This is a genomic window from Paenarthrobacter sp. 4246, from assembly GCF_040546855.1.
Taxonomy (GTDB): domain Bacteria; phylum Actinomycetota; class Actinomycetes; order Actinomycetales; family Micrococcaceae; genus Arthrobacter.
This window is the reverse complement of record NZ_JBEPOP010000001.1, coordinates 496686-516927: the sequence shown is the minus strand read 5'-3', so window position 1 is coordinate 516927 and position 20242 is coordinate 496686. Positions and strand designations below refer to the sequence as shown.

The following is a 20242-nucleotide window of genomic DNA, read 5'->3' as shown; positions in this document are numbered from 1 at the left end:
TGCCCGGTAAATGTAACGATTCAAGAATGATCTTGACTCAACCCTCGCCCAGCGTCTAAGTTGACGGGAAAGCGTTTACTTAGTGACATGGCCCACGTGGGCCGACCCCAACTGACCGGCCCGGTGGCTGTAGTGAGGCTCCTCAATTGTCGCCACTCACAGTCACGCGGGCCTGATCTGCAACGATGGAGAAAGGGGAGTGCCGTGGCCTCTGGTGGATTTGGCTTCCGTGCGTACACGCTCTTCGACACGCTCGTCTGGATAGCTTGCCTGAACGTGTTGTGGATTGCCTTCACTGTCCTCGGTGGAGTTGTCCTGGGAATCGGTCCCAGCACCGCTGCGGCCCACGTCCTGGTCCGCGACAAGGTGCGGGGAAATGCCGCGCCGTTGATGCGGCGTTTCGTGAAGGAGTACTTCAAGAACTTCGGCAAGGGCAATGCCTTGGGTTTGCCCTTGCTTGCCGTGGGTGTCGCCCTGACCCTGAACTGGGGCTACTTCTCTGCAGGCTGGGACTTCGGCTCGCAGATCGCTTCCGCAGGAATCCTTATGGCTGCCCTCTTTGCCGCCGGCGCGGCCTGCTACCTGTTCCCGATGTTCGCCCGCTACGAGCTTTCCATTCCGCAGTACTTCCTGATGTCCTCACGCTTTGCGATGCGTCATCTGGCGGGAACTGTGATTCTCCTTTTCATCACAGCGGCAGCCCTGTTCGTGTGCCGGTCGGTTCCGGGGTTGATTCCGTTCTTCGGCATTGGTGCATGGCTTTATGCCACGGGGTGGCTCTGTGACCGGTTCTTCACGGCCAACGACGAGGCGATGTCAGCCGCTGACGGCGACGCGGCTGCCGCCAGCGCACCGTCCGCCGCCGCCGTCGGCCCTGTTTCCACCATGACCCGCAGTAAGGAGGCCAGCCTTGCCTGAACTCAACCGCATCCGCCCCGCTTTGAGCGGGCCGCCGGTCCTTCACCGCTCCCTCGATGTCCAAGGGAGCAGTGAACTCGTTCCGAACGATCCTGGCGCGAGGACTAATGAAACGTATCAAGATGAGCATGGCCAGCACATTTGGAGCCTCAAAAGGTTCCCAGGTGTGCCGTCAAACCAAGAGTCGAAAGAGACCAACCCCGATGAAGTGGAGCAGGTAAGAAAATGATCCGTAGAAAACACACGCTGGCCGCCGCCGTCGTCGTTTCCGCAGCCCTGGCGCTCACCGCCTGTGGCGGCGAAGCCCCGGCGTCGGACCTTTCCTCCGTCAAGATCATGGCGCCGTTCCTGGAAGCGCAGCCGCCAACAGCTGATGGCGCGGTGCAGAAGAAGCTTGAGGAACTCACGGGCAAGGACGTCAACATCACCTGGACGCCCAACGCGTCCTACGAAGACAAGATGAACATCACGCTGGCTTCCTCGGAAATCCCGCACGTTCTGGTGGTCCAGGGCAAAACGCCCGGCTTCGTGAAGAACGCCGAGGCGGGCGCCTTCTGGGACCTCACGGACAAGCTCAACGACTATCCGAACCTGAAGACCACCTTCCCGGAGGTCCAGCAGAACGCCAGCGTCAACGGCAAGGTCTACGGTGTTTACCGTGGCCGCAACCCGATCCGTGCAGCGGTCATGTTCCGCCAGGACTGGCTGGACAAGCTGGGTCTGAAGGCGCCCGAAACCACCGAAGACCTCTACAAAGTCGCCAAGGCGTTCACCGAACAGGATCCGGACGGAAATGGCCAGAACGACACTTACGGGATCACCATCCCCAAATGGGGCGCGCTGGGAACCAACAGCCCGTATGACCTGATCGAGACCTGGTACGGCGCCGGCAACCGCTGGACCGAGCGGGACGGCAAGCTGGTCCCCAGCTTCGAAACCGACGAATTCCTCGAAGCCAACCGCTTCATCAAGAAGATGGTGGACGAGAAACTCATCAACCCCGATTTCGCCACGTTCGACGGCACCAAGTGGAACGAACCGTTCTTCAACGGCAAGGGCGGCATCATCGTGGACGTTGACTCCCGCGTCAGCGTTCTGATCAACCTCTTCAAGCAGGCCAACCCGAACGACTTTGAGAACAAAGTGGGCTTCGTAGGCAGCCTTAAGGGACCGGACGGCGAACTGCACGCCCACCCCACCGACGGGTACTCCGGCTTCCTGGCCATTCCCAAGTCCAGTGTCAAGACCGAGGCTGACCTGAAGAACGTGCTCAGCTTCCTGGACAAATTGAACAGCAAGGAAGTTGCCGTGCTCATGAACAACGGCATCGAGGGCGTGAACTTCACCCTGGAAGAGGGCCTGGCCGCCACCATCAAGCCTGAAACGCCGGAGGGCAAGGTGGTCAACACTGACATCAAGAGCTTCGCCCAGCTTGGCACCAACGTCACGGGCAACAACTTCTACCCGGTCAAGCAGGCCTCCGAGTACGAGCAAAAGGTCTTCGATGACCGCGTCGCCGTCATGGCCGAGGACCTCAAGAGCGCTGTGTACAACCCGGCAGCTGCCTTCGTCTCGCCCACCTACGTTGCCAAGGGCGCGCAGTTGGACAACATCGTGGCCGACGCCCGCATCAAGTACCTCGCCGGGCAGACCGACGAGCAGGGCCTGAAGGACGCCATCAAGCTGTGGAACACCAGCGGCGGTGACAAGGTCAAGGAAGAAATTAATAAGCTCTGGCAGGAAAACAAGAAGTGACAGCCCCGGTTGCAGAAGCCAAAGCCTCGGAGCGGGAGGCCACCATGCCGCCCGCCCCGGCGCGGCGGCGCGGGTTCGCCGTCCACTTCGCGCATTACAAGTGGCTGTATCTGCTGTTGCTGCCCGGAGTCCTGTACTTCGCGATTTTCCGGTACGGACCCATGTACGGCGTGTCCATCGCTTTCAAGGACTACGTCCCGTTCCTTGGCGTCAACGGCAGCCCGTGGGTTGGTGTCCAGCATTTCCAGGACTTCTTCGCCAACCCGGACTTTCCCCGGTTGCTGGGCAATACGCTGATCCTGGCGTTCCTGAACCTGGGCATCGCGTTCCCGCTCACCATCGTGCTGGCGCTCCTGCTCAACGAAGTCCGTCTTTCGGTGCTCAAGCGCACCGTCCAGACGCTCGTCTACATCCCGCACTTCCTGTCTTGGACCATTGTTGCGTCGCTGAGCTTCCTGCTCTTCGCCCTGGACATCGGACCGTTGTTCCAGTTTGTGAATGGGCTGTTCGGGACCAACGTGGACATCCTGTCCGATCCCAACTGGTTCCGGCCTTTGATCGTGCTCCAGGAAATCTGGAAGAACACCGGCTGGGGCACCATCATCTTCCTCGCCGCGCTGGCTACTGTGGACCAGGACCAGTATGAGGCAGCGATTATCGACGGCGCCGGCAGGTTCCGTCGCGTCTGGCACATCACTTTGCCGGGCATCCGGTCCACCATCATCGTGATGCTCATCCTGGCCATCGGGCAGATGCTCAACACCGGCTTTGAGCAGATCTACCTTATGACCAATGCACTCAACCGCAGCGTGGCCGACGTCTTCGATACCTACGTGTACTTCGTGGGCATCACCCAGGGCGCCTACAGCTACAGCACCGCCGTCGGGCTCTTCAAGTCCCTCGTGGGAATCGTGCTGATCTTCGGCACTAACTGGCTGTCCAAGCGGTTCAACCAGAGCGGACTGTTCTAATGAAGATTCATAACACCCGCGGCGGACGGGTCTTTGACGCCGCAAACTACGTCTTCCTGAGCCTGGTAGGCGTCATCACCCTGCTGCCGTTCGTCTACGTGATCGCCGGGTCCTTCGCCAACGAGGCCGAGATCACCCGGCGGGCGTTCTTCGTCTGGCCCGAGCAATTCACGCTGGGCGCCTACGAGTACATCTTCTCCACCCCCGCCTTCACACGGGCACTCATCACCACCGTCCTGGTGACGCTGGTGGGCACCTTGATCCAGCTCATCCTGACCGTCACCATGGCGTACCCGTTGGCGAAGAAAAACCTTCGGGGCCGGAAGCTGATCATGTCCCTGGTGGTCTTCGCCATGGTGTTCTCCGGCGGCATGATTCCCACTTTCCTGCTGGTCAAAGACCTGGGCTTGCTGAACAGCTACTGGGCGCTGATCCTGCCCGCGGCCATCAACCCGTTCAGCCTGATCATCATCAAGAACTTCTTCCAGGAACTCCCTCAGGAGCTGGAAGAATCCGCCAAGATGGACGGTGCCACGGAAATCGGGATTCTCTGGCGGATTCTGCTGCCGCTGTCCAAGCCGGTGCTCGCCACGTTCGCGCTGTTCTACGCGGTGGGGATCTGGAACGATTTCATGTCACCCCTGCTCTACCTGAGCGATAACAACATGTGGACCTTGCAGATGTACCTGCGCCAAGTCACGGCTGCCTCGGACCTCCTGGGTACCGGCAACGTGGATCCCTCCTATATCCCGCCGGAACAAGGCATCAAATTCGCCGTGATCGTGGTGGCCACGCTGCCCATATTGATCTTCTACCCCTTCCTGCAGAAGCACTTTGCCAAGGGCATGCTGATCGGTTCCGTCAAGGGCTAAGCGCGGTTCCGCTTCACGCCGCATCAACTGAAAGGACACCCATGAAAATCCTCCTCGCGGGCGACTCCACCGTTGCCGCCTGCCCCAGTTTCGAGTACCCCATGAGTGGTTGGGGTGCCCACCTTGCGCCCGAAACCTACTGGTGGGCTGCCGTCCATAACTACGCCAAGGGCGGTGCCACCACGGAGTCGTTCCGCGAGGAGGGTCTCTGGTATCAACTGATCAACCAGACTGTCCACGGAGATTTGGTGCTCATCCAGTTCGGGCACAACGACCAGAAACGTGAACACCTGGCCGCGCGCACGGGCTACACCGACAACCTCAAGCGCATGGTGGCCGAGGTCCGCAGCAAGGGCGGCATTCCCATCCTGTGCACCTCAGTGGAACGCAGGCATTTTTCGGACGGGCAGCTGGAGGTCACACTGGGGGACTACCCTGTGGTGGTCCGGGAGCTTGGCCTGGAGCTCGGCCTGGACGTTATCGACCTCAATCAGTGGACGCGCTCGCTCTACCAGGAACTGGGGGAGGAAGGTTCCAAGGAGCTCTTCTTCCACTTCGCACCGGGCGAGCACGCACACTGGGCCGGTGGCCTGGAGGACAACACCCATTTCCACAAGAAAGGTGCCAGGCGGATCGCTGCCTTCGTGGCGGAGCACCTGGAATCCCTCGGCTACGGTTTGTCTGCGACCCTTAGCGCGGGGGCGCGTGCGTGATGCACTGCAACCCGCTGCGGGGTCCTGCGGATGTGGCTGATTGGGTGGCAGAGGGGCCGGTTCAGTTCGGAACGCATGAGTTGGGAACGGACGAGTTGGGAACGGACGACGACGGCGGCCCGGTCTCGGGTGGCGACGGCAACACCGCTCTGGTCCTGTCGGGCTCCCTCGATGCGGAGGAGCACGGCGACCACGCGCATTGGACGCTCTGGTGCCCGGAGGAACTTCCCGATCACGTGAGGATCTCGTGGGAGTTCCTCCCGTTGGAGGAGCCCGGCCTGGCCATGGTGTTCTTCGCAGCCGCCGGCCACAGGGGCGAAGATCTGTTCTCTCCGACTTTGGCGCCCCGCACAGGCTTCTATCCGCAGTACCATTCGGGAGATATGGACGCCCTCCACGTCTCCTACTTCCGGCACAAGCACGCTTCCGAGCGCGCGTTCCGAACCTGCAATCTCCGCAAGAGCGCAGGCTTCGAGCTCGTGGCGCAGGGAGCCGACCCGCTTCCACCCACCGGGGATGCCGATGGGTTTTATCGCATGGAAGTGATCAAGGACGGCCCTCGGGTAGCCTTCTCCATCAACCAGCTGTTGCTCTTTGAATGGACCGATCCCGCGGACGTACCCCTCCGGGGCGGTTACTTCGGAATTCGCCAGATGGCACCCCTGAAAGCCGCCTACAGGAACCTCTCCATCAGCCAGCTGTAGCCCCTGACGCCCTGTGATGGCGCACACGAAACCATGACGTAGGATGTCCACATGCCCCTCTTTGACCTTCCCCTTGAGCAGCTCCGCGACTACACCTCAAACGTGGTCCCGCCAGCAGATCTCGATGCCTTTTGGGACCGCACCATCACCGAGGCCAGGGCCTTGCCGCTTGATGCTGTGTTCGAACCCGTGGACAACTACCTCTCAGTGATCGACACCTTCGATGTGTCCTTCGCCGGCTTCGGGGGAAACCGCATCAAGGGCTGGCTGCACCTGCCGGCACACCGTGAGCCGGGCCAGCAGCTTCCCGTGGTAGTTGAGTACATTGGCTACTCCGGTGGCCGCGGGCTGGTCAACCAGAACACCCGGTGGGCCCAGGCCGGCTACGCACACTTCATCATGGACACCCGCGGGCAGGGCTACGGTGGCGTCTCGGGCGACACTCCGGATCCGCACCCGTCAGCCGGTGGAAACAACTATGCCGGGCTCATGACGCGGGGTGCCGACCACCAGGACAACTACTACTTCCGACGGGTGTACGTGGACGCGTTCCGTGCCGTAGAAGCGGCGCAGAGCCATCCCGCCGTCGACCCCTCCAAGGTAGTCCTGGCAGGTGTCAGCCAAGGTGGCGGCATTACTGTTGCCGCCGCTGGGCTGACGGCTGGAAGACTCGACGGCGTCATCGCCGCGCTGCCCGACGTCCCGTTCCTGCAGGACTTCCCCCGCGCCATTGACATCACCCCACGGGGGCCCTACCCGGAGATCGCCGGTTTCCTGGGCCGGCACCGCGAAAAGTATGAGCCCACCCTGGCCGTCCTGAACTACTTCGACGGCGTACACCTGGGCCGTGCCGCCACCGTTCCTGCACTGTTCTCCGCTGCGCAAATGGACGACATCTGCCCTCCGTCCACCGTTTTCGCGAGCTACAACAGCTACGGCACCGGCTCCTCGGGTGCCCCGGACGGTGCGCCCGGCGGTGCGCCCGAAAAGGACATCGAGGTCTACCGCTTCAACAACCATGAGGGCGGCCAGGAACACCACTGGATCAAGCAGTTGCAGTTCCTGCGCAAACATTTGTCATGATGGCGGACGCGATTTGCCCGGTGTGAAGAACCGCGGTTATGGTGTGGCTATGACAAACCGTTGGTATGCGTATTTTTCGTTGGCTCTGGAGGGGCCCGCGTCTAACTGACACGCATCCAACTTTCCTTCAGAGCCAACAGGGCAGAGATCATTCTCTGCCCTTCGCCATATCCGGCGGGTTCTGAAAAGGGGCCCGCTCCGCATCCCGGAACAGGACCCAGACATGACCAGCATCGCTGCAGAACCCACCGAATCGCTCGAATCCCCTGACGCGGGAGCCGCTGACGCCGCGCATCCTTCCACCTCCAACCTTCGGGTGGCACGCTTCGAGCCGCTTCCGGCGCCCCAGGACCTCATCGCCGAGTTGCCGCTGGATGCCCGCTCAGCAGCCGTCGTCGACCGCGGCCGCGACCAGGTCCGCGCCATCATGGACGGTGTGGACGACCGCCTCCTGGTCATCGTTGGCCCGTGCTCCATCCACGATCCCAAGGCCGGGCTCGAATACGCCCGCCGTTTGGTGAGCCAAGCGGAGAAGCACAAGGAAGACCTGCTGATCGTCATGCGGACCTACTTCGAGAAGCCCCGCACCACGGTCGGCTGGAAAGGGCTCATCAATGATCCCCACCTGGACGGCAGCCACGACATTGCCGCCGGCCTTCGCGCAGCCCGTGGATTCCTGAAGCAGGTAACCGCCCTCGGACTGCCCACGGCCACCGAGTTCCTCGAACCGATCAGCCCGCAATACATGGCTGACCTCGTTTCCTGGGGAGCCATCGGTGCGCGCACCACTGAAAGCCAGATCCACCGCCAACTCGCCTCCGGACTGTCCATGCCCATCGGCTTCAAGAACGGCACCGATGGTGACCTGCAGGTGGCGATTGACGCTTGCGGCGCCTCTGCCGCCGAGCAGGCCTTCCTGGGAATCGACGACGACGGCCGCGCGGCCCTCGTAGCCACCTCCGGCAACCCGGACACCCACGTGATCCTGCGCGGCGGACGCAAGGGCCCCAACTACTCCCAGGATGATGTCGCGGCTGCTACCGCCAAGCTCGCTGCCAAGGGCTTGAACCCGCGCCTGATCGTGGACGCCAGCCATGCAAACAGCGGCAAGAGCCATCACCGCCAGGCTGAGGTTGCCTTGGAAATCGGTGCGCAGCTCGAAGCCGGGGAGACCTCGCCGATCGCCGGCGTCATGCTGGAGAGCTTCCTGGTGGGCGGAGCCCAGAACCTGGACACCGCCAAGCAGCTTGCGGGGGAGCAGGAACTTGTTTACGGCCAGAGCGTCACCGATGCCTGCATGGAATGGGATGTCACGGCCTCGGTGCTGGAGCAGCTCGCAGCCTCGGCCCGGAAGCGTAGGGCTGTGGTCGCGGCGTAACGTGCCCGATTCGGGGGTTCCCTGCGCATCATGACGTGCGCGCGGATTGCTGGCAGGGAACCCCCCTAAATGGCGAGATCAGAGCTGCGGGCTCTTTCACATTGGCCCCATCAGCCTCTAGAGTATCTAGCACATGGTTGTTTGATGGCTCAGCATCGGCACACCGTTCTACTGGGGGTGTCCTAACCGGCTGAGAGCAAAGGAATATGGGAAATGTCCGCAGAGACTAACTTCTCGAATGCGCGTTTCATGACGGTGGCCGAAGTGGCCGACGTCCTGCGTGTTTCCAAAATGACCGTGTATCGCCTGGTCCACTCAGGGGAAATGCCCGCCGTGAGGTTCGGGCGTTCCTTCCGGGTTCCTGAAGAGGCCGTTGCCCAGTACCTCAAGGGTGCCGTGGTGGACGGACAATCCGAGACCGCCTGAGGCTGCCGGGGTCCGTCCCGCGGACCGTGGTCACAGGGTGCCCCTCTGAAGCGGTACTCTGTTAAGGAACGTTTTACGTCAATGTAAGAATCTGTCAGTTGTACTTGTCTGCTTCCGCGGATCTGTTCCAACAGACAGGAACTTCTAGTTTGTAAGGAACTTTCGTGGGTTCAGTTATTAAGAAGCGCCGCAAGCGTATGGCCAAGAAGAAGCACCGCAAGCTGCTTCGCAAGACTCGCCACCAGCGCCGCAATAAGAAGTAGAGATACTTCATCAAGCGTGAATGCCCGTTGCCTCTCGAGGTGGCGGGCATTTTTGCACCCCAACCCTCTCTCACGTCCCTCGGGTTTGGTGGGGTTCTTCTCTCACGTCCCTCGGGTTTGGTGGGGTTCTTCTCTCACGTCCCGCGGGTTTGGTGGGGTTCTTCTCTCACGTCCCGCGGGTTTGGTGGGGTTCTTCTCTCACGTCCCGCGGGTTTGGTGGGGTTCTTCTCTCACATCCCTCGGGAAAAACCCGAACTGACCGCGGGATCCCGCCGTGCTGACCTGAGAGAGCTCTTGATCTTCTTCGTGGCTGAAGAAAAGTTGTCCGCCAAGTCATCCTTTCCGAATTTCAGGACCGTCCAGCCTGCTGCTTCGAACGCCTTGTCGCGTCGCCGATCGCTAAATATCTGGTCCCGTCCAAGATGATGGCCGCCGTCGTACTGTATTGCTACCCGCCAGCCGCGGAACCCCAAGTCCGCAGAAGGCGAAAATGGATCGTCCGGCCGGAGGCGCAACTGAAGCTCCGGTTCGGGGATGCCGGCGTCCAACATTGCCAAGCGGAGCAGTGACTCCGGCGCAGAGTCGGAGCCAACACGCATGAGCTCTAATGCTTCTCGTGCCCTAACGACGCCCTGTAGATTCCTGTGCCTGCCCACCATCTCGCGAAGTGCCTCCAATGTGGTGAACGGGGTATCACGTTCTTCGAAGTCCGGCCTGGGTCTGCGAATGAGCTCGTCACCCATACAGACGAGGTCGCCGAGCGGAAGGCGTCTGGCAAGATCCAACCAGGTACGCGACCGAGTGCTGATCCGGATGCCTTGAAAATTCTCTATCTCGTCGGCGGAGGCCACTACCGTGTGTCCGATGACGCCCTTGCGGCGGACGGACGGGAGATGCCGCGGCTTACTGAGATGCAACTCATTGGAATCAGACAGCCACGGTGGGAGGCGCACACCATGCAGCCTCGCAGCCGTTACATGGGATATCCATGCCCCTGGACTTGCGGCCGACAGCGACCTTGCAGCCGCCGATAGCTCGAAATCCCAATCCGATGGACGATAAAGGCCACGGCTGACTCCATCTATTCCTACACGATTCCAGAGGTGCGATTGCTTCAGGCCTGCGGCCTTGGCCTCGGCAATTGTGAATGGTGCGTTGGTAAGTCGGGGCGGAAGGGGCATCGCGTTCTGCATATCTGGCATTCTCGCCCAGAAACGCTTGAGTCATCGTAAGTTATCCACAGGCTCGGCGAGGCAGTCGAGGGATGTGAGAGAAGGTTTGGTTTAAGCCCGAGGGGTGTGAGAGAGGGGTTGGCTCAAGCCCGAGGGATGTGAGAGAAGGTCAGATGCGGGGGCCGCGGAACCTTGAGAAACCCCGCCACAGGCCATATACCGCTCCGCCAACTGTGGCGGCCTTGAGGCCGAGCGTTGCTGCGCGGCGACCGGAACGGAAGTCGTACACGGGCCAGTTGTTCTCGCGGGCGTGCCGGCGCAACTTGGCGTCAGGGTTGATCACCACGGGGTGACCCACCATGGTGAGCAAAGGTATGTCGTTGGCGGAATCGCTGTACGCCCAGCAATGATCCAGATCCAGGCCCTCGCGATCAGCGACGAGCTGGACCGCGACTGCCTTCGCCGGTCCGTGCAGGATGTCGCCCACGAGTTTCCCTGTGTACATGCCGCCTTCCACTTCTCCCACGGTGCCAAGGGCACCGGTCAGTCCGAGCCGGGTGGAAATAACCGTGGCCACCTCGATCGGTGTCGCCGTGACGAGCCAGACCTTGCGTCCAACCCTGAGATGCTGTTCCGCGAGTGCCTTGGTCCCCGGCCAGATCCGCGACTCGATCATTTCGTCGTAGACCTCTTCGCCCAAGGCTTTGATGTCATCCACGGTGATGCCGGCAGCAAGGGTAAGCGCCGAGTCGCGGACCGAGTGGACGTCTTCCATGTTCTCGCCGCGCATGACGAATTTGAACTGCTTCCAGGCGAATCCTGCCGCTTGCGACAACGTGAAAGCCTTGCGTTCGTACATTTTGCGGGCTACGTGGAAGAGGCTGGCGCCCTTCATCAAGGTGTTGTCGACGTCGAAGAAGGCGGCTTCGCCCGTGCGCTGCTGCACTTTGTCCTTCTGCGCAGCGGGCTTCTGCACCAAGGCATCTGCGACCACGGCGGCGTTCTTCTCCTCGGGCATGACTTGAGTCTAGTCAATCGCCGCGGTCAGCGTTCGAGGACGCACGGCGGCGTCACAGTAGGGCGGCGGATGTGAGAGAGGGTTGGCCGGTAGGGCGGGGGATGTGAGAGAGGGTTGGCCGGTAGGGCAGGGGATGTGAGAGAGGGTTGGCCGGTAGGGCGGGGGATGTGAGAGAGGGTTGGCCGGTAGGGCAGGGGATGTGAGAGAGGGTTGGCCGGTAGGGCAGGGGATGTGAGAGAGGGTTGGCCGGTACCTTTGAGACATGGCTATTCCCGACGTCGTTCTCCTCACCAAAGCTGACTGCCACCTGTGCACCGAGGCGCGTGCCGCCGTCGAGCGTGTCACCAGAAGTCTTGGCGTGCAGTGGAAGGAGCAACGGATCGACGGCGATCCCCAACTGCAGGAGCGTTTCGCGGAAGAAATTCCGGTGGTGCTGGTGGACGGTATCCAGCGTGATTTTTGGAAGATTGACGAGGAACGGCTCACCCGCACCCTCAAGAAGGCCCTGGAGGGCTGAAGGGTTACCCGTTGGTAATGGCTTTTGTTGAGTCCGGCCCGGGGGTCATAGAGTGGAACAACAAAGCGACGCAATGGAGAATACCGTGACTGCGCTGGAACCGTCCCCGGAGGCTGCAACCGGGGACAATGAACCTGCCACCAAGCAGATCCCGCCCGCGGCTGTGGCCCGGATGACGCTCTATTTGCGCGCGCTCAACTCCCTGTTGGCCGAAGGCGTGGAGCGGGTCTCGTCCGAAGCGTTGGCGGAAGCATCAGGTGTCAGCTCGTCCACCCTGCGCAAGGATCTTTCCTATGTAGGCTCGTATGGGACGCGCGGTGTCGGCTATGAAGTCCAGTACTTGAGCCGCCACATTGCCGCCGCCCTTGGCCTGACCCATGACTGGAAAGTCGCCATTGTGGGCGCCGGTAACCTGGGCAAGGCCCTGGCCCGGTATGGCGGCTTTGAGTCCCGCGGCTTCGACGTTGTAGCCATCTTCGACGCCGACCCCATGGTGATCGGCAACGAAGTAGGTTGGCTTCGCGTCAGCGACTCCGCGGAGCTTGAGCGGGTTTTGGAACGCACCCACACCAACATGGTGGTGCTGGCGTTGCCCGCCACCGTAGCCCAGTCAGTATGCGACCGCGTGATTGCCGCCGGGATCCGGAGCATCCTAAGCTTCGCTCCGGTGCTGTTGCAGGTTCCTCCGCACGTGAACCTCCGCAAGGTGGACATGGCCACGGAGCTGCAGATTTTGGCGTACCACGCACAACGGGCGCAGACACCGGGCCAGGCTGTTTAGCCTTCGCCGGGTCCGCGCCCGCGCTTGAAGCGTCTGGAACTCTGAGTGTTTAGCGGCCGTACGGGTTCTGGTAAGGGTTGCCGAACGGCTGCGCCTTGCGGAAGTACGGGGCCGACGCCGGCAGGTACAGCATGACGATCGCCGCGACTCCCAGCAGGATCACAATGAGCTGCAGGATGCCGTAGGTGGCACCGAACTGGAACAGGCCGGTGAGGCCCAGGACGGAGATGGCGGCGAAGACGGTCCCCAGGATCCGTGCCCAGTTCTTGCCCTTGCGGACGGGGAAAGCGACCAAGGCGTAGAGGCCGAGGGCCAGAATCGCGCCGACGACGGCGCTGACGCCGATCACACCGCGCATGCTTTCCATGGACCCTGCGGGGATGTCGGTACCCTGCTGGCTTGCCTGCTGGTTCATGGCGTTGATGAAGGCATCAGCACCAGTGGTGGCCAACAGGAGCGAGCTGATGGCGGAAAGAACGCCGGCTGCGACGATCATCCAGAAGGCGTAGTTGACCATGGGCGGCACAGCGGTGGGACCGGGCTGCTGGCTTGGCCAGTTGGTGTCCTGTCCGTATTGCGGAGCGGCGGGAGCCTGACCGTACGTGGGTGACTGCTGGCCGTACTGCGGTGCGGCTGGGCTTTGCTGGCCGTACTGCGGCGCGGCTGGGCTTTGCTGGCCGTACTGCGGTGCGGCTGGGCTCTGCTGGCCGTACTGCGGTGCGGCAGGCTGGGTGCCCGGCTGCTCGGGCTGGTTGGCATCGCCCGGGTTTGACGGCGGGTAGGGAGGGTTGCTCATGGCATTCCTTTGCTTGTTCGACTGCTGGTGCGGCCGCCGGGATCAGCAAAATGACCCTGCCCCCAGCGTGGTTCTGCTTCCACCGTACCTCCCGGGTCTGACGCTGCAGGTGATCCCACGCAGGTATTTCCGGCTCACGGCAAAAATCATCATGTTGGCTTACGCCTTCATGATGAAAGCCGCGGCAATCCGAGAGGATTTACCGCGGCCTTCAGCCTGTACACCGTCGATAAGGCACGACGACGGCAGTTGCGTCAGCGCTAAGCGTGACCCTTGACTGCCTTGAACCAGAGTTGTGAATTCGGAAGCCACATCAGAACTACGGCTACGGCGCTGACGAGGAAGCCGAACCAGTTGCTACCAAGGCCCGTGCTGGAGCCGCCGGCGCTGGCCGCACTGAAAATGGTGAGGAGCAAGGAGATGCCGGCCACGATGGTGAGGGCGAGGCGGGCCCACTCTTTCCCTTCCTTCATCTTCATCGCCAGGACTACCTGCGCCGCTGCCACGGCCAGGGTGAGAATCAGGATGATCAGCAGGATGGCTGCAACGCCGGGTGCGAACGCGAAGAGGGCAATGATCGCGAAGAATCCGATCAGCCCGAACAGCAGGCCAAGGAGTCCGGAGATCACCCAGATGAAGTACGAAACCTTCAGCTCGGTGGGAAGGCCCTGGGTCTTGAACATTCCCGAGAATCCGCCCTGGGGCATGACGTCGTTGAAGTTGCGGGGTCCGTCAGTGGGCATTTCGAAGTGGAAACCAGGCTGCCCCGGGGCGGGCTGTCCAGGGCCTGCCTGCGGTGGACCGGACTGGGCCGGACCGGGCTGTGAGTATTGGCCCGGTTGCGACGGCGGCTGGTAACCCTGGGGTGGCTGGTAGCCCTGCGGAGGCTGGTAACCCGCAGGAGGAACATTGCCGGGCTGCGGAGGCTGGGAGCCGGGCTGCTGTGGCTGTGGTGCTTCGTCTGGGGTACTCATGGCATCACTGTAGACCGCAGGTTGTAGGTTGCATAGGAACTTCGGAGCCAACTCGCAGGGAAATACAGGCTGTTTGCCGAACAATTGCGGGGTGACTTCCGTAAAAGCGAAACGGCGCCCCCGCACAGCCGGAGACTGTGGGTGGCGCCGTTGGGGTGAATCCGCCTCAGGAGCGAGGGCCTATGCAGCGGCCGGCGCGATGAAGGCGAGTTCCAGGTTGATGACAACCTTGTCGCTGACCAGCACGCCACCGGCTTCGAGGACGGCGTTCCAGGTGAGGCCGAAGTCCTTGCGGCTGATGGTGGTTTCGCCGGAAACGCCGGCGCGGGTGTTGCCGAAGGGATCCACTGCGACACCGTTGAATTCGGTTTCGATGGATACTTCCTTGGTCACGCCCTTGATTGTGAGATCGCCCACGAGGTCGAAGCTGTTGCCGTTGGCCTTGACGTGGCGGGACACGAAGGTGATTTCCGGGAACTTCTCCACGTCGAAGAAGTCTTCGCCCTTGACGTGGCCATCGCGGTTGACGTCTCCGGAGTCGAAGCTGGCAGTCTGGATGGTGGCGCTGACCTTGGAATCGGTGAGGGTTTCGCCAACCTCGAGGGTGGCCGAAGCGTCCTTGAACTGGCCGCGAACCTTGCTGATGCCTGCGTGGCGGACGGTGAAGCCGATTTCGCTGTGCGAAGCGTCGAGGGTCCAGGTGCCGGTGGTGACGGAAGCGGGGAGAGTCATCATGGTGTTGCTCCTATATCGATTGGTAGGTACTGCGTGCTTGCCCGGTCGAACTCATTGCTTGAAGCGTCAACCGAGCTTCGTGTCTAGTATAAACATGCATATGCATCTTTTATTCCAACTCCGGGGAACATTTCGGAAAAACTTTGAGTTCTACTAGCGGTAGAAGATTTCGGATCGCCCCGCTTCTTTGAGAAACTGGTAAACATGCCCCAAGCAACTGTCCACCTGCTTCGCCATGGCGAGGTCCATAATCCCGACGGCGTCCTGTACGGCCGCCTGCCGGAATTCCACCTCTCCGAGCGTGGCCGGGAGATGGCCCGTATGCTGGCGGACCACTTTGTGGCACGTGCCGGCCAGGGTGCCAAGATTGTCCACTTGGTCGCCTCACCGCTGACCCGTGCCCAGGAAACGGCCATGCCCACTGCAGAGGCCCTGAACCTGGAGATCACCACCGAGCCCCGCATCATCGAGGCCGAGAACCACTTTGAGGGGCTCCACCCCACCAAGAGTGAATTCCTGAAGCCCAAGCACTGGTTGTACTTCCGCAATCCGCTGCGGCCATCCTGGGGCGAGCCGTACAAGGAGCAAGCGGCCCGGGTTCTGGCCGCAGTTGAAGACGCCCGGGTCAAGGCGGTTGAACTGGGTGGCGACGGCGCCGAAGCCATCCTCGTGAGCCATCAGCTCCCCATCTGGTCAACCCGTTTGACGGCAGAGGGACGCCGCCTGGCGCACGATCCCCGCAAGCGCGAATGCACGCTCACCTCCCTGACGTCCCTGACGCTGGACGGGAACGGCAAGATCGTGCGCGTTGAGTACACCGAACCTGCTGCCGTCCTGCTTCCGGGCGCGGCGAGCACCCCGGGGGCATAGAAGCATGGACAACAACCTCTCACGTCGCGGTGTGCTGACTGCCGGTGGCGTCCTCCTCGCAGGACTGACCATGGGTTTGTCCGCGTGCGCCCAGGAAGACTCCCTCGCCAAGCAAGCCAAAGCCGGCGATAACAAGAACTACGTTGCCGGTGACGGTTCGGTGACCGAATTCGCCAAGGCGGACCGTGCCGCCCCAGTGGCGCTGAAGGGCACCCTCTTCAACGGCAACCAGGTCAAGCCGGAAGACCTGCAGGGGAAAGTCACGGTCTTGAACTTCTGGTTTGCTGCCTGTGCACCTTGCCGCATCGAGGCGCCCCAACTTGAAGCCCTGCACCAGGACTTCAAGGACCAGGGCGTCCAGTTCTTCGGCGTCAACCTGCGCGACGAACAAGCTACCGCTGAGGCCTTCGACAAAACCTTCAACATCACCTACCCGAGCTTCAACGACAAGGACGGGGCTGTGCTCCTGTCCGTGTCCGGCATTGTTCCGCCGGGTGCAGTGCCCACAACATTGGTCCTGGACAAGGATGGCAAGGTTGCCTCCCGCGTGCTCGGCGAGATTGAGAAGAGCACTTTGAAAGCCCTCATTACTTCCGCAGTGGCCGAGTAGCACCCATGAACAGTCCCTTCGCCGAGACGATCCTCAACGGATCGCTGCTGCTGGCTGTGCCGGTGGCGTTGCTGGCCGGGCTGGTCTCCTTCCTTTCGCCATGCGTGCTGCCACTGGTCCCCGGTTACCTTGGCTACGTCACTGGACTGACCGGCGTCGACCTCCAAAAGCAGCGGCGTGGCCGCATGCTGGCCGGAATCGGCCTGTTCGTCCTGGGCTTCTCGGTAATTTTTGTTCTCCTGGGCGGCGCCTTCGGGCAGTTGGGCACGTTGCTGACCGGCCCGCAGAACGCCTGGATTACGCAGTTGCTGGGCATCCTGGTGATCATCATGGGCGTGGTGTTCATGGGCGGCTTCGGCTGGTTGCAGCGCGACGCGAAGATCCATGCCAAACCGCCGGCCGGCCTCTGGGGCGCACCGCTCCTGGGATTGACCTTTGGCCTGGGCTGGGCGCCCTGCATTGGACCGACGTACTCCGCGGTACAGTTGCTGAGCTTGTCCGGTGGTTCCTCGGCAGCCAAGGGCGCGCTCCTGGCGTTCGTCTATAGCCTTGGACTGGGCATCCCGTTCCTCCTGATTGCGCTGGCCGTCCGCCGGGGCATGGGCGTCATGTCCTTCTTCCGCAAGCACCGTCTGGCCATCCAGCGGATCGGCGGAGGCATCCTGATTTTGCTCGGCATCCTGATGGCCACCGGCGTGTGGGGAACCTGGGTGACCGAGTTGCAGTACTGGTTCCAAAACGATGTGAAGTTGCCAATCTGATGAGCGAGTCCGTGAAAGCCACAAAGAAGTCACCGTCCGCTGAAAGCACCCGCACAGCGGAAGGGAAACTCCAGCAGGCCAAGTCCGAGGCCGCACTTCCTGCCCTCGGGTTCAAGGGCATGCTCCGGTGGGCCTGGACCCAGCTGACCAGCATGCGCACAGCGTTGTTCCTGCTGCTCCTCCTCGCCGTTGGAGCAGTGCCTGGCTCCCTGTTCCCGCAGCGGCCGGCGAACCCTTCGGTGGTCACGCAGTACATCAAGGACAACCCGTCCTACGGCGAGCTCCTGGACGCGTTGCAGCTTTACGACGTCTACTCCTCGGCCTGGTTCTCGGCCATTTATATCCTGCTCTTTATCTCGCTGATCGGCTGCGTCACCCCCCGCGCCATCGCCCATTACAAGGCCATGAAGTCCCAGCCGCCCCGCACCCCCAAGCGCCTTTCGCGCCTGCCGGAGTACGGTACCTTGGCGGTACCCGCCGACGCCGGGATCCCGGCGTCGAAGGCCATCAACGATGCCGCCGGGCTGCTGAAGAAGCGCGGCTACCGCGTGGAAGTCAGGGACGTCGACGGCGCCCTGCCGTCCTTGGGTGCCGAGCGCGGCTTCCTGAAAGAAGTGGGCAACCTGGTCTTCCACACCTCGCTGATCGGTGTGCTGGTGTCAGTGGCCATCGGCGGCCTCTACGGGTACAGCGGCCAGCGGATCCTGGTGGAGGGCGACACATTCGTCAACACCCTGGTGGGCTACGACCAATTCACGCCCGGCACCAACTTCCAGAGCAGCGCGCTGCAGCCGTACTCCGTCCAACTGGACAAGTTCGAAGCCAAGTTCGACCGTGAATCCCCAGGCAAAGCAGGCCAGCCGATCGACTACACGGCCGAGGTATCCACCAAGGAAGGACCGGATTCGCCGGTCAAGAAGGAAACCCTCAAGGTCAATGACCCCGTTTCCCTCGGTGGTACCAGCCTCTACCTGACCGGCAACGGCTACGCACCCATGGTCACCGTCCGCGACGGTGAGGGAAATGTTTCCTTCCAGGGTCCCGTCACGGCCAAGGTCCAGGGCGACAACTACTACTCGTCTGTGGTCATCAAGGTCCCCGACGCGAAGCCGGAACAGCTTGGCTTTGTGGGCTTCTTCCTTCCCACGGCGTTCGTCACCGAAGACGGCACCTCGTTCAGCGCTTCGCCGGAACTCTTCAACCCCCAGCTGAGCCTGAATTCCTTCTACGGAGACCTCGGCCTGGACAAGGGCGTGCCCCAGAACGTGTTCGAACTGGACGTCAAGGACTTGAAACCGCTCAATGCCCGGGACCTCGCCGCAGGCGGCATCACCTTGACTCCCGGGGCTACCGTGGACCTGCCCGAAGGCAAAGGCAGCATTACCTTCGATGGCGTCAAGAAGTACATCGGCGTGGACATCCACCACAACCCCGGCCAGCTCTACGCGTTGATCTTCGGTTTCCTCGCAGTCGCAGGCCTGGTCATGTCGCTATACATCAACCGCCGCCGCGTCTGGGTCCGCACCGGAACCCACGCGGACGGCCGCACCATGGTGGAATACGGCTTGCTGGCCCGCGGTGAAGATCACCGCCTGGCCGGCGAAGCAGCAGCACTACGCGAGATCTTTGCCCGGGAATGGAACATCCCACAGACGCAGGACACCGCTACAGGAACAGCAGGATCTTCCTCAACCTCGAAGGACCAGTAATGCCCGTCATCAACGAAACCCTGGGTCAATACAGCGAACTGTTCATGCTGTTGGCCGCCGGCACGTACACCGTGGCGTTCATCGCCTTTGCCTGGGACCTGGCCAAGAGCAGCAAGATGCTCCGCGCCGTGGACCTGAAGGCTGCGGCCAGCACTGCGGGCGAGAAGGTCACGGTTGCTGCAGGCCGCGTCGCGGGAGGCTTGGGAGGCCCCGACGCCGGTGGGCCGGCAGGCCGCGCTGAGCGTCCGACGTCGGGCCTCACCTATGAGGGCGGCACCGCCGCCGGCGACATGAAGTACGCTGGCGAACGCCGCGCCCCTGCCCGCGTGGCCGTGGCCCTGACGGTGTTGGGTGTCCTCATCCACGGCGCGGGCGTTGTCACCCGTGCGTTCGGTGCAGGGCGTGTGCCGTGGGGCAACATGTACGAGTTCCTCACTACAGGTGCCTTTGTGGCGGTAGCTGTCTTCCTGATCGTCCTCATCCGCCGAGACCTGCGGTTCCTGGGCACGTTCGTGATCGGGTTGGCCATCATCATGCTGGTGGCCGCATCGGCTGCTTTCTGGACCCCGGTGGGTCACCTGGTTCCGGCACTGCAGAGCTACTGGCTGATCATCCACGTCTCCATCGCAGTGCTCTCCTCAGCGTTGTTCACACTGACGTTCGCCATGTCCGTGCTGCAGTTGCTGCAGTCGTACCGCCAGAAGAGCCTCGCTGCGGGCCGTGCGGACAAGCTGGGCTTCATGCGCCTGGTCCCCAACGCGCTGAGCCTTGAGAATCTCTCCTACCGCATCAATGCCATCGCCTTCATCGGCTGGACGTTTACCCTCATGTTCGGCGCCATCTGGGCTGAAAAGGCCTGGGGCCGCTTCTGGGGCTGGGACCCCAAGGAAGTGTGGACCTTTGTGATCTGGGTTGTCTACGCCGGCTACCTGCACGCGCGGGCCACCCGCGGCTGGACCGGAACACGCGCAGCCTGGTTGTCTATTGTTGGCTACGCCTGCGTCATCATCAACTTCACTCTGGTGAACACGGTCTTCAACGGCCTGCATTCCTACTCCGGGCTCTAAACCAATTACCCAGCCGTCATAGGGACCAGAGCCCCGGTCCGGGCCTGAGCAGGGGCGTTGTCCCTGGCTTGGGCCCGTCCCTCGAGAAACAACAAAACGGTGCACTAAACAAGCCTTTTGCCTGTCCAAGGCAGGTGCTACCTTGTTCA

At 62.0% G+C, this 20242-nt stretch carries 22 protein-coding genes; 17 read left to right on the top strand and 5 right to left on the bottom strand.

The genetic code is table 11. From position 1 onward, the window contains the following. Positions 1 to 204: 204 nt before the first annotated feature. The 10 genes from ABIE35_RS02390 to ABIE35_RS02345 all read left to right on the top strand — a co-directional run bounded on the left by ABIE35_RS02390 (position 205) and on the right by ABIE35_RS02345 (position 9083). Positions 205 to 918 (top strand): YesL family protein, encoded by a 714-nt coding sequence (locus ABIE35_RS02390; protein WP_354512265.1) that lies wholly within the window; start codon positions 205 to 207, stop codon positions 916 to 918. Between the two features lie 225 nt (positions 919 to 1143). Beyond that, positions 1144 to 2673, top strand: a complete 1530-nt coding sequence (locus ABIE35_RS02385) for an extracellular solute-binding protein (protein ID WP_261609122.1) — start codon at positions 1144 to 1146, stop codon at positions 2671 to 2673. Next, complete coding sequence (locus tag ABIE35_RS02380) at positions 2670 to 3644, top strand: ABC transporter permease (RefSeq protein WP_354512264.1); 975 nt, start codon at positions 2670 to 2672, stop codon at positions 3642 to 3644. Before ABIE35_RS02385 ends, ABIE35_RS02380 begins: the two co-directional genes overlap by 4 nt. Beyond that, a complete protein-coding gene (locus tag ABIE35_RS02375) occupies positions 3644 to 4516 on the top strand; it encodes a carbohydrate ABC transporter permease (protein WP_354512263.1) in 873 nt (290 codons plus the stop codon). The genes ABIE35_RS02380 and ABIE35_RS02375 overlap by 1 nt, the downstream gene beginning before the upstream one ends. 41 nt (positions 4517 to 4557) lie before the next feature. Next, entirely contained in the window at positions 4558 to 5229 is a 672-nt protein-coding gene (locus tag ABIE35_RS02370) for a rhamnogalacturonan acetylesterase (protein WP_354512262.1), read from the top strand. Next, on the top strand, positions 5229 to 5933 hold the full coding sequence (locus tag ABIE35_RS02365) for a DUF1961 family protein (RefSeq protein WP_354512354.1): 705 nt from the start codon (positions 5229 to 5231) through the stop codon (positions 5931 to 5933). The genes ABIE35_RS02370 and ABIE35_RS02365 overlap by 1 nt, the downstream gene beginning before the upstream one ends. A gap of 51 nt (positions 5934 to 5984) precedes the next feature. Further along, positions 5985 to 7016 (top strand): acetylxylan esterase, encoded by a 1032-nt coding sequence (locus ABIE35_RS02360; protein ID WP_354512261.1) that lies wholly within the window; start codon positions 5985 to 5987, stop codon positions 7014 to 7016. 223 nt (positions 7017 to 7239) lie between these two features. Further along, complete coding sequence (locus tag ABIE35_RS02355) at positions 7240 to 8394, top strand: 3-deoxy-7-phosphoheptulonate synthase (RefSeq protein ID WP_354512260.1); 1155 nt, start codon at positions 7240 to 7242, stop codon at positions 8392 to 8394. A 213-nt stretch (positions 8395 to 8607) separates the two neighbouring features. After that, on the top strand, positions 8608 to 8820 hold the full coding sequence (locus ABIE35_RS02350; RefSeq protein ID WP_017199160.1) for a helix-turn-helix domain-containing protein: 213 nt from the start codon (positions 8608 to 8610) through the stop codon (positions 8818 to 8820). Positions 8821 to 8984: 164 nt separating this feature from the next. Further along, the gene (locus ABIE35_RS02345) at positions 8985 to 9083 is read left to right on the top strand and encodes a 30S ribosomal protein bS22 (protein ID WP_003792170.1); all 99 of its coding nucleotides are present in this window, start codon (positions 8985 to 8987) and stop codon (positions 9081 to 9083) included. 230 nt (positions 9084 to 9313) lie between these two features. Here the strand turns inward: ABIE35_RS02345 and ABIE35_RS02340 are convergent, their stop codons facing one another. Next, positions 9314 to 9682, bottom strand: a complete 369-nt coding sequence (locus tag ABIE35_RS02340; protein WP_354512259.1) for an endonuclease domain-containing protein — start codon at positions 9680 to 9682, stop codon at positions 9314 to 9316. A gap of 742 nt (positions 9683 to 10424) precedes the next feature. Next, positions 10425 to 11273, bottom strand: coding sequence for an HAD family hydrolase (locus ABIE35_RS02335; RefSeq protein ID WP_354512258.1), 849 nt, complete (start codon positions 11271 to 11273; stop codon positions 10425 to 10427). A gap of 262 nt (positions 11274 to 11535) precedes the next feature. Here ABIE35_RS02335 and ABIE35_RS02330 point away from each other — a divergent pair, with 262 nt between their 5' ends. Together ABIE35_RS02330 and ABIE35_RS02325 are read left to right on the top strand one after the other, a co-directional pair. Then, entirely contained in the window at positions 11536 to 11790 is a 255-nt protein-coding gene (locus tag ABIE35_RS02330) for a glutaredoxin family protein (protein ID WP_354512257.1), read from the top strand. Between the two features lie 73 nt (positions 11791 to 11863). Continuing rightward, on the top strand, positions 11864 to 12571 hold the full coding sequence (locus tag ABIE35_RS02325; RefSeq protein ID WP_502921343.1) for a redox-sensing transcriptional repressor Rex: 708 nt from the start codon (positions 11864 to 11866) through the stop codon (positions 12569 to 12571). Positions 12572 to 12620: 49 nt separating this feature from the next. On the opposite strand, the gene ABIE35_RS02320 is transcribed toward ABIE35_RS02325, so the two are convergent. The 3 genes from ABIE35_RS02320 to ABIE35_RS02310 form a co-directional block, all read right to left on the bottom strand. After that, on the bottom strand, positions 12621 to 13367 hold the full coding sequence (locus ABIE35_RS02320) for a hypothetical protein (RefSeq protein WP_354512255.1): 747 nt from the start codon (positions 13365 to 13367) through the stop codon (positions 12621 to 12623). A 260-nt stretch (positions 13368 to 13627) separates the two neighbouring features. After that, a complete protein-coding gene (locus ABIE35_RS02315) occupies positions 13628 to 14341 on the bottom strand; it encodes a hypothetical protein (protein ID WP_354512254.1) in 714 nt (237 codons plus the stop codon). 180 nt (positions 14342 to 14521) lie between these two features. Next, a complete protein-coding gene (locus ABIE35_RS02310) occupies positions 14522 to 15073 on the bottom strand; it encodes a YceI family protein (protein WP_026267054.1) in 552 nt (183 codons plus the stop codon). Positions 15074 to 15280: 207 nt separating this feature from the next. Between ABIE35_RS02310 and ABIE35_RS02305 the strand changes: the two genes are divergently transcribed. The 5 genes from ABIE35_RS02305 to ccsB are packed head-to-tail and all read left to right on the top strand — an operon-like array spanning position 15281 to position 20093. Continuing rightward, positions 15281 to 15946: a histidine phosphatase family protein gene (locus tag ABIE35_RS02305; RefSeq protein WP_354512253.1), complete on the top strand. Its 666-nt coding sequence runs from the start codon at positions 15281 to 15283 to the stop codon at positions 15944 to 15946. A gap of 4 nt (positions 15947 to 15950) precedes the next feature. Then, on the top strand, positions 15951 to 16556 hold the full coding sequence (locus ABIE35_RS02300) for a TlpA family protein disulfide reductase (RefSeq protein ID WP_354512252.1): 606 nt from the start codon (positions 15951 to 15953) through the stop codon (positions 16554 to 16556). A gap of 5 nt (positions 16557 to 16561) precedes the next feature. Beyond that, entirely contained in the window at positions 16562 to 17317 is a 756-nt protein-coding gene (locus tag ABIE35_RS02295; protein ID WP_014922639.1) for a cytochrome c biogenesis CcdA family protein, read from the top strand. Continuing rightward, the gene (resB, locus tag ABIE35_RS02290) at positions 17317 to 19026 is read left to right on the top strand and encodes a cytochrome c biogenesis protein ResB (RefSeq protein WP_354512251.1); all 1710 of its coding nucleotides are present in this window, start codon (positions 17317 to 17319) and stop codon (positions 19024 to 19026) included. The genes ABIE35_RS02295 and resB overlap by 1 nt, the downstream gene beginning before the upstream one ends. Next, entirely contained in the window at positions 19026 to 20093 is a 1068-nt protein-coding gene (gene ccsB / locus ABIE35_RS02285) for a c-type cytochrome biogenesis protein CcsB (protein ID WP_354512250.1), read from the top strand. Before resB ends, ccsB begins: the two co-directional genes overlap by 1 nt. The last annotated feature ends 149 nt before the right edge of the window (positions 20094 to 20242 follow it).